The 18,957-nt window shown below is 65.3% G+C and carries 17 protein-coding genes; 8 read left to right on the forward strand and 9 right to left on the reverse strand.

From position 1 onward, the window contains the following. Positions 1-4: 4 nt before the first annotated feature. From ACVILH_RS27400 to ACVILH_RS27410, 3 genes are all read right to left on the reverse strand, one after another. Positions 5-229 carry a hypothetical protein gene (locus ACVILH_RS27400; protein ID WP_456715661.1) on the reverse strand — a complete coding sequence of 75 codons (225 nt, stop codon included), beginning with the start codon at positions 227-229 and terminating at the stop codon, positions 5-7. A 212-nt stretch (positions 230-441) separates the two neighbouring features. Beyond that, entirely contained in the window at positions 442-954 is a 513-nt protein-coding gene (ldtR, locus tag ACVILH_RS27405) for a transcriptional regulator LdtR (protein WP_006612768.1), read from the reverse strand. Between the two features lie 361 nt (positions 955-1,315). After that, on the reverse strand, positions 1,316-1,783 hold the full coding sequence (locus tag ACVILH_RS27410) for a DUF6163 family protein (RefSeq protein ID WP_456715662.1): 468 nt from the start codon (positions 1,781-1,783) through the stop codon (positions 1,316-1,318). A 241-nt stretch (positions 1,784-2,024) separates the two neighbouring features. Here ACVILH_RS27410 and hemB point away from each other — a divergent pair, with 241 nt between their 5' ends. The 3 genes from hemB (at position 2,025) to ACVILH_RS27425 (ending at position 4,712) form a co-directional block, all read left to right on the forward strand. Continuing rightward, complete coding sequence (gene hemB, locus ACVILH_RS27415; protein ID WP_006612766.1) at positions 2,025-3,086, forward strand: porphobilinogen synthase; 1,062 nt, start codon at positions 2,025-2,027, stop codon at positions 3,084-3,086. A 180-nt stretch (positions 3,087-3,266) separates the two neighbouring features. Continuing rightward, on the forward strand, positions 3,267-3,815 hold the full coding sequence (locus tag ACVILH_RS27420) for an RDD family protein (RefSeq protein ID WP_456715663.1): 549 nt from the start codon (positions 3,267-3,269) through the stop codon (positions 3,813-3,815). A 120-nt stretch (positions 3,816-3,935) separates the two neighbouring features. Next, entirely contained in the window at positions 3,936-4,712 is a 777-nt protein-coding gene (locus tag ACVILH_RS27425) for an arginyltransferase (protein ID WP_456715664.1), read from the forward strand. Positions 4,713-4,795: 83 nt separating this feature from the next. Here the strand turns inward: ACVILH_RS27425 and ACVILH_RS27430 are convergent, their stop codons facing one another. Continuing rightward, positions 4,796-6,175: an Nramp family divalent metal transporter gene (locus ACVILH_RS27430; RefSeq protein WP_456715665.1), complete on the reverse strand. Its 1,380-nt coding sequence runs from the start codon at positions 6,173-6,175 to the stop codon at positions 4,796-4,798. Positions 6,176-6,367: 192 nt separating this feature from the next. Between ACVILH_RS27430 and ACVILH_RS27435 the strand changes: the two genes are divergently transcribed. Next, positions 6,368-7,159 (forward strand): class I SAM-dependent methyltransferase, encoded by a 792-nt coding sequence (locus ACVILH_RS27435; protein ID WP_456715666.1) that lies wholly within the window; start codon positions 6,368-6,370, stop codon positions 7,157-7,159. A gap of 89 nt (positions 7,160-7,248) precedes the next feature. After that, entirely contained in the window at positions 7,249-8,475 is a 1,227-nt protein-coding gene (locus ACVILH_RS27440; RefSeq protein ID WP_456715667.1) for an MFS transporter, read from the forward strand. An 8-nt stretch (positions 8,476-8,483) separates the two neighbouring features. Here the strand turns inward: ACVILH_RS27440 and ACVILH_RS27445 are convergent, their stop codons facing one another. From ACVILH_RS27445 to dmeF, 3 genes are read right to left on the reverse strand one after another with little or no spacing between them, the layout of a single operon-like run. Next, positions 8,484-9,755, reverse strand: a complete 1,272-nt coding sequence (locus ACVILH_RS27445; RefSeq protein WP_456715668.1) for an adenylate/guanylate cyclase domain-containing protein — start codon at positions 9,753-9,755, stop codon at positions 8,484-8,486. 41 nt (positions 9,756-9,796) lie between these two features. Continuing rightward, positions 9,797-10,201 carry an arsenate reductase (glutaredoxin) gene (gene arsC / locus ACVILH_RS27450; protein ID WP_456715669.1) on the reverse strand — a complete coding sequence of 135 codons (405 nt, stop codon included), beginning with the start codon at positions 10,199-10,201 and terminating at the stop codon, positions 9,797-9,799. Between the two features lie 36 nt (positions 10,202-10,237). Further along, on the reverse strand, positions 10,238-11,221 hold the full coding sequence (dmeF, locus tag ACVILH_RS27455) for a CDF family Co(II)/Ni(II) efflux transporter DmeF (protein WP_456715670.1): 984 nt from the start codon (positions 11,219-11,221) through the stop codon (positions 10,238-10,240). Between the two features lie 199 nt (positions 11,222-11,420). On the opposite strand from dmeF, the gene ACVILH_RS27460 reads away from it, so the two are divergent. Then, the gene (locus ACVILH_RS27460) at positions 11,421-12,239 is read left to right on the forward strand and encodes a chromate resistance protein ChrB domain-containing protein (RefSeq protein ID WP_456715671.1); all 819 of its coding nucleotides are present in this window, start codon (positions 11,421-11,423) and stop codon (positions 12,237-12,239) included. Beyond that, positions 12,236-13,627 (forward strand): chromate efflux transporter, encoded by a 1,392-nt coding sequence (gene chrA / locus ACVILH_RS27465; RefSeq protein WP_456715672.1) that lies wholly within the window; start codon positions 12,236-12,238, stop codon positions 13,625-13,627. Before ACVILH_RS27460 ends, chrA begins: the two co-directional genes overlap by 4 nt. A gap of 12 nt (positions 13,628-13,639) precedes the next feature. On the opposite strand, the gene ACVILH_RS27470 is transcribed toward chrA, so the two are convergent. Continuing rightward, positions 13,640-14,602 carry a cation diffusion facilitator family transporter gene (locus tag ACVILH_RS27470; RefSeq protein ID WP_456715673.1) on the reverse strand — a complete coding sequence of 321 codons (963 nt, stop codon included), beginning with the start codon at positions 14,600-14,602 and terminating at the stop codon, positions 13,640-13,642. A 267-nt stretch (positions 14,603-14,869) separates the two neighbouring features. Then, a complete protein-coding gene (gene parC, locus ACVILH_RS27475) occupies positions 14,870-17,122 on the reverse strand; it encodes a DNA topoisomerase IV subunit A (RefSeq protein ID WP_456715674.1) in 2,253 nt (750 codons plus the stop codon). Between the two features lie 366 nt (positions 17,123-17,488). Between parC and ACVILH_RS27480 the strand changes: the two genes are divergently transcribed. Then, complete coding sequence (locus ACVILH_RS27480) at positions 17,489-18,319, forward strand: alpha/beta fold hydrolase (protein ID WP_456715675.1); 831 nt, start codon at positions 17,489-17,491, stop codon at positions 18,317-18,319. The last annotated feature ends 638 nt before the right edge of the window (positions 18,320-18,957 follow it).

Raw genomic sequence — 18,957 nt, forward strand, 5'->3', positions numbered from 1 at the left:
ATGGTCAAGTCGCGTAAGCCATCTCGAACATCGAGATCGCCTTGTTAGCGAGCTTGAGCTTGTTGAATTCGCCGCGGTGAATCAGCTGCACGATGATGTCGACGAGCCGCTCGTCCGGCGTGATCGTCTCCGGCAAGGCCCCCGACAAACGCAGATAGTTGGCGGCGATCCCGTAGGCGTCGGCCACCACCTCCACGTTCATGACCTGCATTCCGCGATCGTGCAGCATGATCCGACCTCCGGCGGGGACAAGTCCTGGAGGCGCGATTGGTTCCGAGGCGCAACGCATGTTTCTCGCAGGCGCGAACAAGCGCGAGCGCGACCACAAGAAAAAGCGCCGGCCCGCAAGGGCCGACGCAAGGTCGAACTCAGACGATCAACGGCTTGGCCGGTCTTGATTCCGCTCGCGGGAAGCCGGCTCAGCCGAAACGATGTGCTATATCAGAGGCGATATAGGATCTGGTCGGTCCAGAACCGCTCGAGGCGGTGCAGCGACTTGTTCAGCGTGGAGAACTCCTCGCTGGAGATGCCGCCGACCTGCTCCACGGTCTTGACGTGCTTCTGATACAGCGCATCGACGATGCGGCGAATCTCCTGGCCCTGCGGCGTCAGGCGGATGCGGACCGAGCGGCGATCGACGCGCGAGCGCTGGTGATCGAGGAAGCCGAGCTCGACCAGCTTCTTCAGGTTGTAGGAGACGTTGGAGCCGAGATAATAGCCGCGCGTGCGCAGCTCGCCCGCGGTCAGCTCCTTGTCGCCGATATTATAGAGCAGCAGCGCCTGAACCGAGTTGATATCGGAACGACCGCGACGATCGAACTCGTCCTTGATGACGTCGAGCAGGCGGCGATGCAGCCGCTCCACCAGAGTCAGGGCTTCCAGATAGAGCGACTGGACGGTGCCGCCCTGACCCGGCGCAGCAGTCTCCACGGCCGTCGCAACGGCTTTCATCATGACACTTCCCCTGTCGTCGTCTTTGTCGACTTATTCGACGAAACTTGTGTCCCGTCTGATAGAGCGAACTTAAGGGGCGTGCTTTGAAGATCGCCTTAAATAAGAGCATAAAGAGAGAATGAATCGCGGAGAGTGAATCGTCTTTTAATTCAGTAATTACAGAGGGTTTCGCAAGGGTCCGTTGACGGTCGAGGAGCCTTGTTCGCGCTTCGTTTCGCCCGCCTGTCGCATTCCAAAACACGCCTGGGTAGCGTCGCTAAGGTCTCTGTAACAGCTGTGGCAAACGCTCTTAAGGTGTTCGAAACATTACTTGCATCGCGCGGAAAAGATTGACGGCGTGCAACGAGTTCCCTGCACCAACCTACGGTGGCCGCTCTCGGGCCGCCATCCAGGCCAGCACGAGGTAGGCGGCCAGCATGACCGCCTCGCCGGCCACGACCAGCAGGTTGCCGCCATAGATGCCCGGGAACATCAGCTCGATCACGGCCATCGACACGACCGTGGTGAGCCACACCACCGCGCCCCACGGCGTCGCCAGCCACAGGCCAACGGCCGCGACGAGCTCGATCACGGCGAAATAGACCGTCGCAGCCTGCCAGGCCATCGCCTGGTTCTCGAACGCGTCATCCTCGCCGCCGATGAAGCCGGTGACCTGGGCCCAATGATAAAGCCCCTTGGCGATCGAGAGCATCGCCATGACGCGCAGGAACAGCACCAGCCGTCGCGTCCAGACATTATCGTCGCCCTCCCGCCGTTCCGAGGACATGGCGGCAATCGACATCACGGTGTTGTCACGCGTCAGATCCCGCGCCGAGGGAATCTCAGGCATGGCAGCTCGCGCAGATCGGGCACGTCGTCATCGGGGACATGGAGGCTCTCAAGACCAGGAGGATGGCGATTCTGGGCCATAGGTTTGGGCCGCGCCGCACCGTGAGACCAACCGGAGCGGAAATCAACCCGGACCGCTTGCGTCAGGTCAAGTGACGGGCAGCAGGCAAGGTGCTACAGATTGTTGGAATACCAACAATTCAAAATCCGGCTCGCCGGCCAGCTCAAGGAGCCAGCACCCCATGGCGATCAAATTCGGGCGCCCGATCGATGTGCGCGACGTCGCACGTAACCCTGCCACGGGAACCCCGCCGGTGCTCGATTTGACCATCCGCCCGCGCCGCAACCGCAAGGCGGAATGGGCGCGCCGCCTGGTCCGTGAGAACGTGCTGACGACCGACGATCTGATCTGGCCGCTGTTCGTGGTCCAGGGCAACCGGACCCGCACGAGCGTCGCCTCGATGCCGGGCGTCGAGCGGCTGAGCGTCGACGAGATCGTCCGCGACGCCGAGCGCGCGGCCAAGCTCGACATTCCCTGCATCGCCCTGTTCCCCTACACCGAGCCGTCGCTGCGCGACGAGCACGGCTCCGAGGCCTGCAACCCGGACAACCTGGTCTGCCAGGCGGTGCGCGCGATCAAGAAGGAATTTCCGGAGATCGGCGTGCTCTGCGACGTCGCGCTGGATCCGTTCACAAGCCATGGCCATGACGGGCTGATCCAGGACGGCCGCATCCTCAACGACGAGACCGTCGCCGTGCTGGTCCGCCAGGCACTCGTGCAGGCCGAAGCCGGCTGCGACATCATCGCGCCGTCGGACATGATGGACGGCCGCGTCGGCGCGATCCGCCAGGCGCTCGATCAGTCGGGCTTCCTCGACGTGCAGATCATGGCCTATGCGGCCAAATATGCCTCCGCCTTCTATGGACCGTTCCGCGACGCGATCGGCTCGGCCAAGACGCTGAGCGGCGACAAGCGCACCTATCAGATGGACAGCGCCAACACCGACGAGGCGCTGCGCGAGGTCGAGCTCGACATCGCCGAGGGCGCGGACATGGTGATGGTCAAGCCCGGCATGCCCTATCTCGACGTCGTCAGGCGCGTGAAGGACACGTTCAGCATGCCGACCTTCGCCTATCAGGTGTCCGGCGAGTACGCGATGATCGCCGCGGCCGCCAACAATGGCTGGATCGACGGCGACCGGGCGATGATGGAGAGCCTGCTCGCCTTCAAGCGCGCCGGCGCCGACGGCGTCCTCACCTATTTCGCGCCGCAGGCCGCCGAGCGGCTGCGCCGCCAGGGGTGAGCCGTCTGAGGTGAGCCGTCCGGCACGTCGCGAGGGCTATCGCGCCCGCCGCGGCGTTGCCCCTCGACCTCAAAGAATCGCGAGATCGCCGAAAATTTGCCATGGGCGTTGCAAGGATCGCCCCTTGCAAGCGCACGCGTTGTTCCCATGTCCTGGTGGCCAATTCGGGAGGGTACTTCGATGGCGTATACGGGCCCCGGCAATGGCGGCGGCTGGTCCAGCGGCGGACCCGGCATACGGCCGCATGCCTATGATCCCACTCAGCAGCCGGAGCTGTTTCGCGGCGTGCTGACGCGGCGGATGATTGCGTTCCTGATCGATCTGCTGGTGCTCTCGGTCCCGGTGATCCTGGCGGTGATCTTTATCGCGCTGTTCGGCGTGGTCACTCTCGGCCTCGGCTGGGCGCTGTTCTGGCTGGTGTCGCCGGCCTCGGTGATCTGGGCCATCGTCTATTACGGCGCTACCATCGGCGGACCGAGCTCGGCCACGATCGGCATGCGCATGATGGATCTGGAGTTGCGCACCTGGTACGGCGCGCCGGGCTACTTTGTGCTCGGTGCCGTGCATGCCGTGTGCTTCTGGATCTCGGTCTCGGTGCTCTCGCCGTTCGTCCTGCTGATCGGATTGTTCAACGGACGACGCCGGCTGCTGCACGATTATGTGCTCGGCACCGTCGTGATCAACACGTCGGTGCGGGCGCAGCTCGGCGAACCCGCCCGCACGTGGTGAGACCTCAGGTGGCGCATCAAAAGCGATTGACCGCGGCCGCCTTCGGAGCGCAATTCTGTTCACGATTGTCTTTTCCAAGTTCGCCATGCCTAAGCCCGCACCGGAGGCTCACGACGTTCCTTGACCCAGCATTCGCGTGACACCCCGCAATTCTACCTGACCGCGCCCTCGCCCTGCCCGTATCTACCCGGGCGGCAGGAGCGAAAGGTGTTCACGCATTTGGTGGGCGACAAGGCGACCGATCTCAACGACCTCCTGACCCATGGCGGCTTCCGCCGCAGCCAGTCGATCGCCTACCGTCCGGCCTGCGATCAGTGCCGCGCCTGTGTCTCGGTGCGTGTGATCGCCAAGGAATTCCGCCCCTCGCGCAACTTCCGCAAGGTGCTGGCACGCAACTCCGATCTGGTCGGAGAGCAGCGCAGCGCGGTGCCGACGTCGGAGCAATATTCGATCTTCCGCAGCTATCTCGATCAACGCCACCGCCACGGCGGCATGGCCGACATGACGGTGCTCGACTATGCGATGATGGTGGAGGACAGCCACGTCGAGACGCGAATCATCGAGTACCGCAAGCGCAACCTGAGCAATGGCCCGCACGCCCGCGGCGGCGAGCTGATCGCGGTGGCGCTGACCGACGTGCTCAGCGACGGGCTGTCGATGGTCTATTCGTTCTTCGACCCGTCGGAGACGACGCGCTCGCTCGGCACCTTCATGATCCTCGACCACATCGCCCGCGCCCGGCGTCAGGGACTGCCTTACGTCTATCTGGGTTACTGGATCGAGGGCTCGAAGAAGATGGACTACAAGAGCCGCTATCTGCCGCAACAGCGGCTGGCGGCCGCCGGCTGGTTGCGCGTCGACGCCGAGGGCGAGACGGCCCCCGAGCCGCAGGAGTGAAAGAGGGCGAATAGCGAATAGGGAGTAGCGAATAGAGCGCGTCCGACTTTGCCCATTCACTAATCCCTATTCGCCATTCGCCTCTACCCAGTCGCCAGATCCCACACCAGCTTGGCATTGAGCGCGATGATCGCGACAGCGATCAGGCCTGCCAGCGCCGTCAACCAGCGCGGCGCCACGAACGCCCCCATCTTGGCGCGGCTTGCGGTGATCAGGACCAGCGGCACCACGGCGAACGGAAGCTGCAGGCTGAGCACGACCTGGCTGAGGATCAGGAGCTGCCCGGTCGCCTTCTCGCCCGCCCAGATCGTCACGACGACGGCCGGCACGATCGCGATCATCCGGGTGATCAGGCGGCGCAGCCACGGCGCGATCCGCCATTGCAGAAAGCCTTCCATCACGATCTGGCCGGACAAGGTCGCGGTGATCGTCGAGTTCAGGCCGCAGCACAGCAGCGCGATCGCAAACAGCGTGGGTGCCAAGGTCGATCCCAACAGCGGCGCAAGGAAGGAATGCGCCTGGTCGAGCTCGGCGACGTCATGCTGGCCGGTCTTGTGGAACGTGGCCGCCGCCAGGATCAGAATCGAGGCGTTGATGGTCAGCGCCAGGCACAGCGCGATCGTGGAGTCGATCGTCGACAGCGTGATCGCCTCGCGCTTTTCCTCCGGACTATCGCCATAGCCGCGGGTCTGCACCAGCCCGGAGTGCAGGTAGAGATTGTGCGGCATCACGGTCGCACCGAGAATGCCGAGCGCCAGATAGAGCATCTCGGGATTGGCGATGAGCTGGCCGCTCGGCACGAAGCCCTTTGCCACACCCATCCAGTCAGGCTGCGCCATCGCGATCTGGATCGCAAAGCACAGCGCGATCACGCCGAGCAGCGCGACCACGAAGGCTTCGATCCAGCGGAAGCCGAACGCCTGCAGCGCGAGGATCAGGAAGACGTCAAGCGCGGTGACGCAGACGCCGATCGACAGCGGCAGGCCGAACAGCAGGCTGAGGCCGATCGCGGTGCCGATGACCTCGGCGAGGTCGGTCGCGGTGATCGCGATTTCCGCTGACAGCCACAACGGCACCGAGACCCAGCGCGGGGTCGAGTCGCGGCAGGCCTGCGCCAAATCGCGCCCGGTGGCGACACCGAGCCGCGTGCACAGCGATTGCAGCACGATCGCCATCAGGTTGGAGAGCAGCGCGACCGAGAGCAGGACATAGCCGAACTTGGCCCCGCCAGCGAGCGAGGTCGCCCAATTGCCGGGATCCATGTAGCCCACGGCGACCAGATAACCGGGGCCGAGGAAGGCGATCAGCTTTCGCCACAACGAGCCTTTGCCGGAGGTTCGCACCGAGCCGAACATGTCGCCCAGCGACGGCTCGCCACGCTCATTGCGCCACCCGCTCATCCGGCGGTCGCTCGGTGGAACCATGGCGTGCAGCTGCGAAAGGTCAGTCGATTTTGCGTCCATTGTAACATCCTGAACGAAACCGACCTTTAATGCAACTTACTTGCAAGAGCGGCCAGCGGATCGCCCGCCGCGGACGCTGGAAATTTATTCCTATACCACTCCATCATGGGAACAGGATGCTCATGCCGATTCGCGGCCGATCTGGCGCAGCGGCAGCAACGGGCCTTCATTGCCACACTGACGGGATTCAACATGCTGTCTGCCCAACTCGGTCTCCGGCCCATTTCGAACCTGCCCGTGCCTTGCAAGATCTGTGACGGCCCGGCCGACCTTTTCGGCGTTGCCGACATGAACCGCCCCTGCCAGACGACACATGCCTTGTGCCCACCGCTGGCCGGAGTGCCGATCTACTACCGGCGCTGCGCGGATTGCGGCTTCCTGTTCACCGACGCATTCGACGACTGGAGCATCGATCAGTTCAGGACCCACATCTATAACGACGGCTATGAGGCGGTGGATCCCGACTATCGGGTCAAGCGCCCGACCGACAATGCGGCCGCCGTGGCTCGCTTCTGGGCGCCGCATAAGGCCAGCATGCGCGTGCTCGATTTCGGCGGCGGCAATGACGTGTTCTGCACCAGCCTGCGCGCACAGGGCTTTGCCGAAGCTCGCACCTATGACCCGATGGTGCCGGAGCACGCGACGCCTCCCGAGGGCAAGTACGACCTGGTGACGTGCTTCGAGACGCTCGAGCACGTGCCCGATCCGCTGGCCACCATCGGCGCGATGGCGGCCTGCGTCGCCGAGCCGGGCGCGGTGTTCTATTCGACATTGACCCAGCCGGACGACTTCGACAGCCAGGGCATGTCGTGGTGGTACATCGGCCCGCGCAACGGCCACATCTCGATCTACACCAAGCATGCGCTGGCGCTGGCTTGGCACAGGTTCGGCTTCAAGACCGCGCCGCTGAATGCCGGCACGCATCTGGCGTTCCGCACCTTGCCCGAGCAGTGGGGACTCGCCGAAGCGTCGGGCGCGGGCTGAGCGGCGCGGGGTTGGGGCGATCGGAAAGCGGGTGGGCGCGACGCGACCCGGCGCTGATGATGGCAGCATCATCACATGGGTTGCCCGACATGCTGTCATTCTCTGCCCTGCCCGCCAGCTTCCACCGTCTCGCCTGGTCCAACCTTACGGCGCAATCGGCCGAGCAGATCGCGCTCGCCGCCGCGCCGATCGTCGCCGTGCTGGCGCTCGGCGTCGGCGAGGGCGAGACCGGCTTGTTGCAGACGGCGCTGACCGCGCCGTTCGTGCTGTTCGCCATTCCGGCCGGCCTGCTCGCGGATCGCATGCCGCGGCGGCAATTGATGGCGGCGGCCGAAGCGCTGCGCGCGCTGGCGCTGCTTGCGATCCTTATAGCTTTCGCGGCTGGTTATCTGACCTTGCCGCTGCTCGCCACGCTGGGCTTCGCCGCGGTGTGCGGCACCGTCGTGTTCAGCGTCGCCGCGCCGGCGCTGGTGCCGAGCCTCGTTTCTCCGGCGCAGTTGGCCACGGCCAACGCCCGGATCGAGCTGGCCCGCACCATCGCCTTCGCGGCCGGCCCAGCGGTCGGCGGCATGCTGGTCGGCTGGATCGGCGGCGCGCCAGCCTTCGGTGTCGCGGCGGCGCTGTCGCTCAGCGCGGCGCTGTGCCTCGCCGGGATTGCCGCGCCTGCCCGCGCGCCGGCGCCGCGCCGGCATCCCTTCGCCGATATCCGCGAGGGGGCCGCCTTCGTCCTGCATCATCCGCTGCTGCGGCCGGTGTTCGTCACGCAATTCATCTTCAACACCGCGCATTTCCTGCTGCTCGCGATCTTCGTGCCCTATGCGGTGCATCGGCTCGGCCTTTCGGCGGGCGGCGTCGGCACGGTGTTGTCGATGTTCGGCGTCGGCATGGTCTGCGGCGCGCTGCTGGCGACGCGCCTCATGCGACGCCTGCCGTTCGGCACGGTCATCGGGTTAGGCCCCGTCACCGGCTTCGCCGCCGCGCTGGTGATGGCGCTCACGACCTTCGTTCCCTCCCCGCTGCTCGCCGCTGCCAGCTTCTTCCTGCTCGGCGCGGGCCCCATCCTCTGGGTGATCTCGACCACCACCTTGCGGCAAGCCGTGACGCCGGCCGGGCTGCTCGGGCGGGTCTCGGCGATCAACATCCTAAGCTACGGCGCCCGCCCGCTGGGCTCGCTGCTCGGAGCTATCATCGGCGGCCATTTTGGTGCCGGCGCCTGCATTTACGCTGCCGCCGCGATTTTCGGCCTGCAGGCGCTCGTCATCCTCGTCTCGCCCGCGGTGACGATCGCGCAACAGCCGGTGCCGCAGCCGGCCTAGCACATGCGTCAAGAGTGCGGCATCTCCTCCGCGAGATAGCTCTCATAGGCGCGCGTCGCGGGCTGGCTCGCGGCGATCTCCGGGTCGAGCGTGTAGAGATCCTGCGCACGGCCGATGCCTCGCAGGGCGTAGCGGCCGGTCGACACCAGATAGCGGCGCCCTTCGTCATCGAGCCCTGCGCAGAATTCCGAGGAGGCCAGGAGCTCGCGATCGACCGAACGGCACATCGACGCGATGCGGCTGACCTCGTTCACCGCAGGCCCTACCACGGTGAAATCGAGCCGGTCCTCGCTGCCGATATTGCCGTAGAACACCTCGCCGATGTGCAGGCCGACATAGGCCGTGGTCACGGGCCGCCCCTCCCCGCTCCGCCGCGCATTCAGCTTCAGGATGTTCAAGCGGAAGCGATGCTCGGCGCGCAGCGCCGCCTGCCGTGCCCTGGCCATGTCGCCGGTGAAGATCGCCAGCACGCCGTCGCCGATCAGCTTCAGCACGTCGCCGCCGGACTCGTAGATCGCGTCGATGGAGGCCTCGGCATAGTCGTTGAGCAGCGGGATGATCTCGTCCGGCGAGATGCTCTCGGATATCGCGGTGGAGCTGCGCAGGTCGGAGAACCAAAGCACCGCGTTGATGCGCTCGGTGACGCCGCGCGAGATCCGCCCGCGCAGCACCTGCTCGGAGGCGTCGCGGCCGAGATAGACCCGGCCGAGCGTGCGCACGATATCGACCTGCTGGGCCGATTTGACCGTGAGCGCCAGCAACGGAATCAGCTCGCGCAAGGCCGCGATCTCCGCGTCGGTGAAGCCCTCGGCACGACGCGTTAGCCAGTTCGAATAGAAGCAATCCATCTGTCCGAGCGTCCCGGCTTCGCCGAACCGATGCACGAAGGCGAGGTAGTGCTTATGGCCGTGGGCCGAGAGCTCCTCGATGACCGGAAAATCCAGATGCGCAGAGTTCAGCAGGTCGATGCGGAACTCATCATGGCCGTTCTCCAGCATGTGATGGAACACGGAGCGGCGCCAATTCTGCGCCGCCTCTCCCTCGCTGCTCGAGCCGTATTCGAAGCTATCGGCTTCATTAGTGTCGAGATCGTTCCAGCGGAAGCCACGTCCTTCGAAGATCGGATGCAGCGTATCGATGATCGCGAGGCTGCGCGACAGCTCGAGCCCGGCCGCGCGACAACGCTCACAGAAGCCGCGCAGGATCTCGTTTTCCGGCACACCGGTGAGGCCCTGGGCCGTGAGCCAATTGATCACTTCGAGACGGGCCGCCGTATCCATGGTTCAACTCACCAACTTCTCGCAACACGCGCGACAAAGCATCAGGCAGGCCGGCTCACCACCTCGCCATCCTCCTTGGTGAAGGAGGCGACGGGATGATCCAGCAGGTCGAGCACGAGCTCCGACGGGCGGCAGAGCCGCGCGCCCTTGCCCGTCACCACGATCGGCCGGTTGATCAGGATCGGATGAGCGAGCATCGCCTCGATCAACTGGTCGTCGGTCCATTTGGGATCGCCGAGCCCAAGCTCGGCATAGGGCGTCCCCTTCTCACGCAGCACGTCGCGCACCCGAACGCCCATCGCATTGATCAGCGCCACCAGTTGCTCGCGGCTCGGCGGCGTCTTCAAATATTCGATGACATCCGGCTGCTCACCCGAGGCGCGGATCATCGCCAGCGTGTTGCGCGACGTGCCGCAGGCAGGATTGTGAAAGATCGTGACAGTCATCCAAACAGATCCCAAACTTCAATCAATATCCAGATCTCAGGCATGCAGGCCGTGCTCGACTTCGACCGTGACATGGCTCAGGCCGTGCAGGTCCCTCAGACGCTGCTTGTACATCGCTGGCGCCAGAGGGGAATGAGAGACGATCGAAACGACGACCGCCCGATGTCCTGGACCGACCTGCCACAGATGCAAGTCCGTCACCCGATCGCCGCCGGCCTCCAGCCGCGCCCGGATCGTCGCCTCCAGCCGCCGGTCGCCATTGACATCGAGCAGCACCGCGCCGGCATCGCGGATCAGGCCGTAAGCCCAGCTCGCGATGACGGCGCTGCCGATCAGTCCGACCGCGGCGTCCGCCCAGCTCCAACCCAGATACATGCCGATCAGCAGCGCACCGATCGCCAGCAGCGAGGTCGCCGCATCCGCCAGCACGTGCAGATAGGCGGCGCGCAGATTGTTGTCGTGATGGCCATGGTGATCATGATGATGGTGATCGTGGTCATCGTGGTGGTCGTGGTCGCCATGATCATGATGATGCTCAGCGTGGTGAGAATGACCATGATGATGATGCTCCCCGGACAGCAGCCAGGCGCTGACGAGATTGACGAGCAGACCGAGAACGGCCACCGCGATCGCCTCGCCATAGGCGATCGGCTGCGGGCTCAGCAGCCGGACCGCGCTCTCATAGGCCACCTGGACGGCGATGATCAGCAGGATCAGAGCGCTGGAGAACGCCGCCAGCTCGCCGAACTTGCCGGTGCCGAAGGTGAAAGACGGATTGCGGGCATGCCGGCGGGCAAACAGATAAGCGAGCCCGGCAATGCCGAGCGCGGCCGCGTGCGTACCCATGTGCCAGCCGTCGGCGAGCAGCGCCATCGATCCGAACAGCGAGCCGGCGGCAATCTCGCCGGCCATCATCACCAGCGTCAGGCCGACCACGACCCAGGTGCGACGCTCGTTGCGCTCGTGCTGCGCGCCGAGGAAGACGTGATCATGCGCCCAATGATCGGCTTGTGATGGCATCGGCCGTTCTCCTTATCGGTCTCGGCACGCCCCGGAGGGCGAGGCATTCATGTTACCACACTGCGCCATAACGACCGTGCACCGCGATTGACAGCGCAAACCGGTTCCGCTGTAATGTTTCCCATGGGGACATCGCGATCTCCCCACGAGGCGACATGCCCAAGTATCGCGTCCCGTCATTCTCGCACGAGGACGCATCATGTCATCTTTCGCATCGATTTCTCCTGACAAGCTGAGCCGATTGATCGGAACCCCGAACGCGCCGATCCTGATCGACGTTCGCACCGACGAGGATTTTGCCGCCGATCCACGGCTCATCCCCGGCGCGATGCGCCGCCCTGCCCTTGAGGCCGCGCAGTGGAGCGCGGAATTCGCCGGCCGCTCCGCCATCGTCATCTGCCAAAGGGGCGCCAAGCTGTCGCACGGCGCGGCGGCCTGGCTTCGGGTGGCCAAGGCCTCGGCCGAGAATCTCGAGGGCGGCTTCGAGGACTGGAAAGCGGCAGGCTTGCCGCTCGTTCCGGTCGCCAGGCTGCCGCCGCGCGACGCCCAGGGACGAACCGTCTGGGTGACCCGCGCCCGGCCGAAGATCGACCGCATCGCCTGCCCCTGGCTGATCCGCCGCTTCGTCGATCCGCAGGCCGTGTTTCTGTATGTCGCGCCGTCCGAGGTCATGGCCGTCGCCGAGCGCTTCCAGGCTGTGCCGTTCGATGTCGAGGACACCTTCTGGAGCCATCGCGGCGAGCTCTGCACCTTCGACGTCATGGTCGAGGAATTCGGGCTGACGATCCCTGCCCTGAAACGGCTTGCCGTGATCGTGCGCGCGGCCGATACGGCCCGGCTCGATCTCAGCCACGAGGCGCCGGGCCTGCTCGCGGCTTCGCTCGGCCTGTCCCGCATGTATGATGACGATCTCGCCCAACTCGAGGCTGGCCTTGGCCTCTATGATGCGTTCTATCGCTGGTGCCGCGACGCCACGAACGAGTCGCACAACTGGCCGACGAACAAGGTGAAGCCATGACCGAGCTGGTCTCATCGACTGCTTCCTCTGAGGCTGATGCCAGCCACGGCGTCAGCCTCGCCGAGGCGTTCACGGTCTGGCTGCGCGTGGCGTCGCTGTCGTTCGGCGGCCCCGCGGGGCAGATCGCGGTGATGCACCGGATCATCGTCGACGAGAAGCGCTGGGTCTCGGAGAGCCGGTTCCTGCATGCGCTGAACTACTGCATGCTGCTGCCGGGCCCCGAGGCGCAGCAGCTCGCGACCTATATCGGCTGGCTGATGCACCGGACCGCGGGCGGCCTGATGGCCGGTGGCCTGTTCATCCTGCCCGGCATCATCGCGATCATGGCGCTGAGCTGGATCTACGTTGCCTTCGGCCATGTCTGGTTCGTCGAGGCGCTGTTCTTCGGGCTGAAGGCCGCGGTGCTCGCGAGCGTGATCCAGGCGGTGGTGCGGGTCGGCAGCCGGGCGCTGCGTAACAATGTCATGATCGGGCTGGCTGCCGCGGCGTTCATCGCGATCTTCTTCTTCGCGGTGCCGTTTCCGCTGATCATCATCGCCGCAGGCATCATCGGCTATCTCGGCGCGCGCGCCGGCCGGCCCGAATTCGCCGCCGCAGGTCATGGGTCCAACAGCAACGGCGATGGCGACAGCGCGCTCGGCGAAGTGTTGCCTGAGCATGCCAAGCCGAATGCACGGCGCACGCTGCTGAGCGCGCTGGTCTGGCTCGCGCTGTGGCTCGTGCCGGTTGCGGCGATCGTGGCGCTGACGGGGACCGGCAGCACGTTCAGCCAGATCGCTCTGTTCTTCAGCAAGATGGCGATGGTGACGTTCGGCGGCGCCTATGCGATGCTCGCTTATGTCGGGCAGCAGGCGGTCGAGCATTATCATTGGCTCAAACCTGCGGAGATGCTGGACGGGCTCGGCATGGCCGAGACCACGCCGGGCCCGCTGATCATGGTGCTGCAATTCGTCGGCTTCGTCGCCGCGTCGCGCGATCCCGGATCGTTCTCGCCGCTGATCGCGGGCACGCTCGGCGGCCTGCTCGCGACCTGGGTGACGTTCGCGCCGTGCTTCCTGTGGATCTTCGTGGGCGCGCCATATATCGAGCGGCTGCGCGGCAACAAGGGGCTCGCCGGTGCGCTCGGCGCGATCACGGCGGCGGTGGTCGGCGTGATCCTCAATCTGTCGATCTGGTTCGCGCTGCATACGCTGTTCCGCCAGACGGTGCCCGTCAGCGGCTTCGGGCTTGACTTCGACGCGCCCGTGCTATCGAGCGTCGATGGCGCCGCGCTGCTGCTGTCGCTGGCGGCGGCGGTCGCGATCCTCCGCTTTAAGATGGGCATGCTGACGGTGCTCGCCGCAGCCTGCGCCGCCGGCGTTCTGCTCAGGCTGGCGGGCTGGAGCTGATGCATCGACGGCTCACACCACGTCGGCCGGCGCAAGCTTGCACGGCTTGCCGTCGGCCTCGATCTGCAAGGTCGGATGCTGGATGTTGAAGCGGCGAGACAGATCGGCGCAGACGCGATGCAGGAACGCGTCGTCGGTGCCGCCGGGGCGCACCAGATGCGCCGTCAGCGCGGTCTCGTTGGTGCTCATCGCCCAGACGTGGAGGTCGTGCACCTCGCTGACACCGTCAAGGGAAGCGAGATAGTGGCGCACCTCCGGCAGCGCGATGTCGCGCGGCACCGCGTCGAGCGCGAGATTGACGCTGTCGCGGGCGAGATCCCAGCCGCTGACCAGGATCACGATCGCGATGACGACGCTGACGACGGGATCGACCCACAGCCAACCGGTCCAGATCGTGATCAGCGCCGCGACGACGACGCCGAAGGACACCGCGGCATCGGCCGCCATGTGCAGATAGGCGCCGCGGATGTTGAGGTCGGTGTCGCGGCCGCGCATGAACAGCATCGCTGTCGCGCCATTGATGACGATGCCGAGCGATGCGACCCACAGCACGGTGACGCCGGCGACCTCGCCGGGATTGCGCAGGCGATCGACGGCTTCGACCGCGATGCCGCCGACCACGAGCAGCAGCAGGCCGGCATTGATCAGCGCGGCCAGGATCGAGGCGCGGCGATAGCCGTAGGTGTGGCGGTCGGTCGGCTTGCGGCCGGACAGCCATAGCGCGCCCCAGGCCAGCAGCAGCGACATCACGTCGGAGAGATTGTGGATGGCGTCGGAGATCAGCGCGAGCGAGTTGGCGGCGTAGCCGAAGATCAGCTCGGCGATGACGAAGACGGTATTGAGTGAGACACCGATCGCGAACGCCATGCCGAAGCTCGTGGGCGCGTGGCTGTGGCCGGCGTGGGAGTGGGAATGAGAATGCGCGTGGGAGTGATCGTGATCGTCGTGGTCTTGATGGGAGTGTGACTGCGCCATAGGACCTAACACTCGCTGCTAATGAGCACTCTCGATGTCGTCCCGACGAACGCCAGGACCCATAGCCACCGGCGGCAATAGGTTGGCAGGCTCGTCGTTCCAGCGTGCCCCATCCCGCGTCCTGTGGTTATGGGTCCCGGGTCGGCGCCCCACGCACTATGCGCGTGGGGCTTGCCCGGGACGACGACCTCTTTTGTCGGTCCGGCTGATGCACGATCGAACAGTCGTGGGATCGCCGAGCCTTTGTTCATCTCACCCCTGCCTCACTCACTCGATCGGCCGGTTGAACTTGTTCGACTTCGGCAGGCCCTGGGCGATGCGGCCGGCGTCGGCGCGGTTGCCGCGGAAGTCGGCGAGGTCCTTCCAGCTCATGCCCTGGTCGCGGCCGGCGGAATCCTTCCAGGCCAGGCCCTGCTTCTGCTCGAACGTGGTGACGTCGGAAAGTTGCGCACTGGTGTATTTCTGCAGGCGGACGCCGCGGCCGCGTGCCATCTCCGGCACCTGGTCGAGGCCGAACACCACCATCTTGTGGTTGGTTCCGATGACCGCGACCTGATCGCCGGTGACGGTGCAGATCGCGCGCGCTTCGGCAGGCGCCGTCACGTTCAGCACCTGCTTGCCCTTGCGGGTGTTGCTGACGCAGTCCTCTTCCTTGACCACGAAACCCTGGCCGTCGGAGGCCGCCACCAGGAATCTGCGCTCGCCCTTGGTGACGAACATCGAGACGATCGACGCATCCTGGTCGAGGTCGATGAACATGCGGATCGGCTCGCCATGGCCGCGGCCGCCGGGCAGCTTGCCGACATCGAGCGAGTAGAATTTGCCGTTGGTCGCGAACAGCAGCACCTTCGAGATGTTCTCGGCGAAGAAGGATTGGCCGAGCTGGTCGTCGGTCTTGAACTGCAGGTTCGACAGATCGGCGACGTGGCCCTTGAGCGTGCGCACCCAGCCCTTCTCGGAGACGACGACCGTGACGGGCTCGCGCTCGATGAAGGCCTCCTCGATGGCGGCGAGATCATGCTCGGGCGCATCGGCGAAATTGGTGCGACGCTTGCCGAGCGGCGTCTTCGGCCCGAACAGGTCGCGCACGGTCTTGACCTGCTCGCCGACCTTGGCCCACTGAATCTGCTCGGAGCCGAGCAGCTCGTTGATGCCCTTCAGCTCGCCGCGCAGGTTCTTGTCCTCGGTGCGGATCTCCATTTCCTCGAGCTTGCGCAGAGAGCGCAGGCGCATGTTGAGGATCGCCTCGGCCTGCACCTCGGTGAGCTTGAAGGTCTTCATCAGGACCGGCTTCGGCTCGTCCTCGGTGCGGATGATCCGGATCACCTCGTCGATGTTGAGATAGGCGATCAAATAGCCGCCGAGGATCTCCAACCGGTTCTCGATCTGCTTCTTGCGATAGTTCGAGCGGCGCAGCAGCACGTCGCGCAGATGGTCGAGCCATTCGCGCAGGCATTCGGCCAGGCCGACCACCTTCGGAATCTTGCCCTTGATCAGCACGTTCAGGTTCAGCGGGATCTTGCTTTCGAGATCCGTCAGCCGGAACAGCGATTCCATCATCAGCGCGGGATCGACGTTCTTCGATTTCGGCTCGATCACGAGCCGCACGTCCTCTGCCGATTCATCGCGGACATCGCCGACCAGCGGAAGCTTCTTCTCGTTGAGCAGCTCGGCGATCTTCTCGACCAGGCGCGACTTCTGCACGAGATACGGGATCTCGGTGATGACGACGACCCAGGTGCCGCGATTGCCCTCCTCCTGCTTCCACTTGGCGCGGACACGGAACGAGCCACGGCCCGTCGTGTAGGCCTCGATGATCGACTCCTTGGAGTCGATCACGGTGCCGCCGGTCGGGAAGTCCGGGCCCTTGACCCAGCGCAGCAGCGCGCGCGACTTGGCGTCCGGCTTCTCGATCAGATGCAGCGCGGCGTCGCAGAGCTCGGCGGCGTTGTGCGGCGGGATCGAGGTCGCCATGCCCACGGCGATGCCCTGCGCGCCGTTGGCGAGCAGGTTCGGGAAGCCGCCGGGCAGCACCACCGGCTCCTTCGACTGGCCGTCATAGTTCGGCCGGAACTCGACGCCGTCCTCGTCGATCCCTTCGAGCAGGAGCCGCGCGACATCGGTCATGCGCGCTTCGGTGTAGCGGTAGGCGGCCGGATTATCGCCGTCGATGTTGCCGAAATTGCCCTGGCCATCGACCAGCGGGTAGCGCGAGGAGAAATCCTGCGCGAGGCGCACCATCGCATCATAGATCGCCTGGTCGCCATGCGGATGGAACGAGCCCATCACGTCGCCGACGATCTTGGCGGACTTCTTGAACGCGGTGCCGGGATCGAGCCGCAACAAGCGCATGCCGTAGAGGATGCGCCGGTGCACGGGTTTGAGGCCGTCGCGCGCGTCCGGGAGCGCACGGTGCATGATGGTCGAGAGCGCGTAGGCGAGATAGCGCTCCTCCAGCGCCTCGCGCAGCGCGACCTCATGAATCTCCGCGCGCTCCGGCGGAATCAGTGATTTTCCCATTCGCGTAGAGCTTTCAGTGGGTTAGCCCAAATCCGGGGCCAACGTGAACGATTTGGGAACACGCTTTATGCGATCGCGGGCCGCGGCGCAACGATGGGCTCGCCCGGTTCCGCCCCGCGCTTCCCAGGGCATATGCCGCGGAACCGGGCGGCCGCCCAGAAAGCGAACAATCTCGCCCTGCACCGCGCCGTCTGATCAGCTCATCAAATGAGCAGCCAGCGCGCGCGTCCACCTGACGCAACGATGTCGCATATCCATCAGTATTGCTGAGAACGTCACCCACACTCGCTAAGGTGACGTGTCGCATCCTCGCAAGGCGACAGCGCGGAGCGACACCCGATTGTCCCCCATCAGAAAGGCAGACCCATGAGCTCAGGATTCGTGACGACATCGGACGGCACGCAGATCTTCTACAAGGATTGGGGCTCGGGACAGCCCATCGTCTTCCACCATGGCTGGCCGCTGTCGTCGGACGATTGGGATGCGCAGATGCTGTTCTTCCTCGACAAGGGCTTTCGCGTCATCGCCCATGACCGGCGCGGCCATGGCCGCTCGAGCCAGACCGAGAACGGCAACGAGATGGACACGTATGCCGCTGACGTCGCCGCGCTGGCGGCCAAGCTCGACCTGAGGGATGCGGTTCACGTCGGCCACTCCACCGGTGGCGGCGAGGTCGCGCGCTACGTGGCCAAGCACGGCAAGGGCCGCGTCGCCAAGGCTGCGCTGCTCGGCGCGGTGCCCCCGATCATGCTGAAGACCGAGAGCAATCCCGGCGGCCTGCCAATCGAGGTGTTCGACGGCTTCCGCGCGGCGCTTGCCGCCAACCGCGCGCAGTTCTTCCTGGATATCCCGAGCGGCCCGTTCTACGGCTTCAACCGCGACGGCGCGAAGATCTCCGAAGGCGTGATCCGCAACTGGTGGCGCCAGGGCATGATGGGCGGCGCCAAGGCGCATTACGATTGCATCAAGGCGTTCTCGGAGACCGACTTCACCGAGGATCTCAAGGCGATCGACGTGCCGGTGCTGCTGATGCATGGCGAGGATGACCAGATCGTGCCGATCGATGATTCCGCGCGCATCGGCATCAAGCTGCTGAAGCATGGGACCTTGAAGACCTATCCGGGCTTCCCGCACGGCATGGCCACGACGCATGCCGACGTCATCAACGCGGACCTGCTGGCGTTCATCAAGGGGTAGAGCATGTGGATTGCGTCGAAACGCATCGCGCTCTCATCGCCGCAATCCCGATGACGACGACTGCAGGCGCCGCGATCTCGGTCTCACCCTCCCCTGGAGGGGGAGGGTCGGTCGCGCGCGAAGCGGGCGAGCGGGGTGGGGTGAAGCCGCCGAAACCGGTGTTAGTGGAGAGATCACCCCACCCCGGCTCACATGCGCCTCGCGCATCTGAGCCGACCCTCCCCCTCCAGGGGAGGGTGGGCAGCGGGGCTGATCTCGAAACCGATCGCTGGGCATCGGAAACGTGCACGTGCTCAATGAGAATGGCATGCGTGTCTTCCTTCTCGCGACGCCATCAGCGTCCGAGCTATCAAAATAGATCACGCTCTCCAAACAGAGGGCGCAGGGAAGGCCGGACCTCGACTGAGGTCCGTGGCCCGCCTGCGAGAAAGAATGCAGGCGGCAGGTACCACGGGTCAGCCGGACGACCCGGCCTTCCCTGCGCGATGGGCTTCCGACTTATACGCAGTCTCCCTGGTGTCCGGGCTTGTAGCCACCATCGTCCGCGGGATGCACGAAGGCATCGGCCGCGAACTTGACGCCAGCATCGGGGCGTCAGGACGCTGCGACTTCATCGTCCTGCCGGACTCGTTCGTCCG

This window comes from Bradyrhizobium sp. USDA 4353 (assembly GCF_054063215.1).

Excerpts from the sequence above, each read along its gene's own strand:
- ACVILH_RS27445 (WP_456715668.1), bottom strand. The coding sequence starts at position 9,755 with ATGGATACGGCGGCCCGTCTCGAAGTGATCAATTGGCTCACGGCCCAG.
- ACVILH_RS27400 (WP_456715661.1), bottom strand. The coding sequence starts at position 229 with ATGCTGCACGATCGCGGAATGCAGGTCATGAACGTGGAGGTGGTGGCC.
- ACVILH_RS27460 (WP_456715671.1), top strand. The coding sequence starts at position 11,421 with ATGTCATCTTTCGCATCGATTTCTCCTGACAAGCTGAGCCGATTGATC.
- dmeF (WP_456715670.1), bottom strand. The coding sequence starts at position 11,221 with ATGCCATCACAAGCCGATCATTGGGCGCATGATCACGTCTTCCTCGGC.
- ACVILH_RS27470 (WP_456715673.1), bottom strand. The coding sequence starts at position 14,602 with ATGGCGCAGTCACACTCCCATCAAGACCACGACGATCACGATCACTCC.
- parC (WP_456715674.1), bottom strand. The coding sequence starts at position 17,122 with ATGGGAAAATCACTGATTCCGCCGGAGCGCGCGGAGATTCATGAGGTC.
- chrA (WP_456715672.1), top strand. The coding sequence starts at position 12,236 with ATGACCGAGCTGGTCTCATCGACTGCTTCCTCTGAGGCTGATGCCAGC.
- hemB (WP_006612766.1), top strand. The coding sequence starts at position 2,025 with ATGGCGATCAAATTCGGGCGCCCGATCGATGTGCGCGACGTCGCACGT.
- ACVILH_RS27420 (WP_456715663.1), top strand. The coding sequence starts at position 3,267 with ATGGCGTATACGGGCCCCGGCAATGGCGGCGGCTGGTCCAGCGGCGGA.
- ACVILH_RS27410 (WP_456715662.1), bottom strand. The coding sequence starts at position 1,783 with ATGCCTGAGATTCCCTCGGCGCGGGATCTGACGCGTGACAACACCGTG.
- arsC (WP_456715669.1), bottom strand. The coding sequence starts at position 10,201 with ATGACTGTCACGATCTTTCACAATCCTGCCTGCGGCACGTCGCGCAAC.
- ACVILH_RS27480 (WP_456715675.1), top strand. The coding sequence starts at position 17,489 with ATGAGCTCAGGATTCGTGACGACATCGGACGGCACGCAGATCTTCTAC.
- ldtR (WP_006612768.1), bottom strand. The coding sequence starts at position 954 with ATGATGAAAGCCGTTGCGACGGCCGTGGAGACTGCTGCGCCGGGTCAG.
- ACVILH_RS27435 (WP_456715666.1), top strand. The coding sequence starts at position 6,368 with ATGCTGTCTGCCCAACTCGGTCTCCGGCCCATTTCGAACCTGCCCGTG.
- ACVILH_RS27440 (WP_456715667.1), top strand. The coding sequence starts at position 7,249 with ATGCTGTCATTCTCTGCCCTGCCCGCCAGCTTCCACCGTCTCGCCTGG.
- ACVILH_RS27430 (WP_456715665.1), bottom strand. The coding sequence starts at position 6,175 with ATGGACGCAAAATCGACTGACCTTTCGCAGCTGCACGCCATGGTTCCA.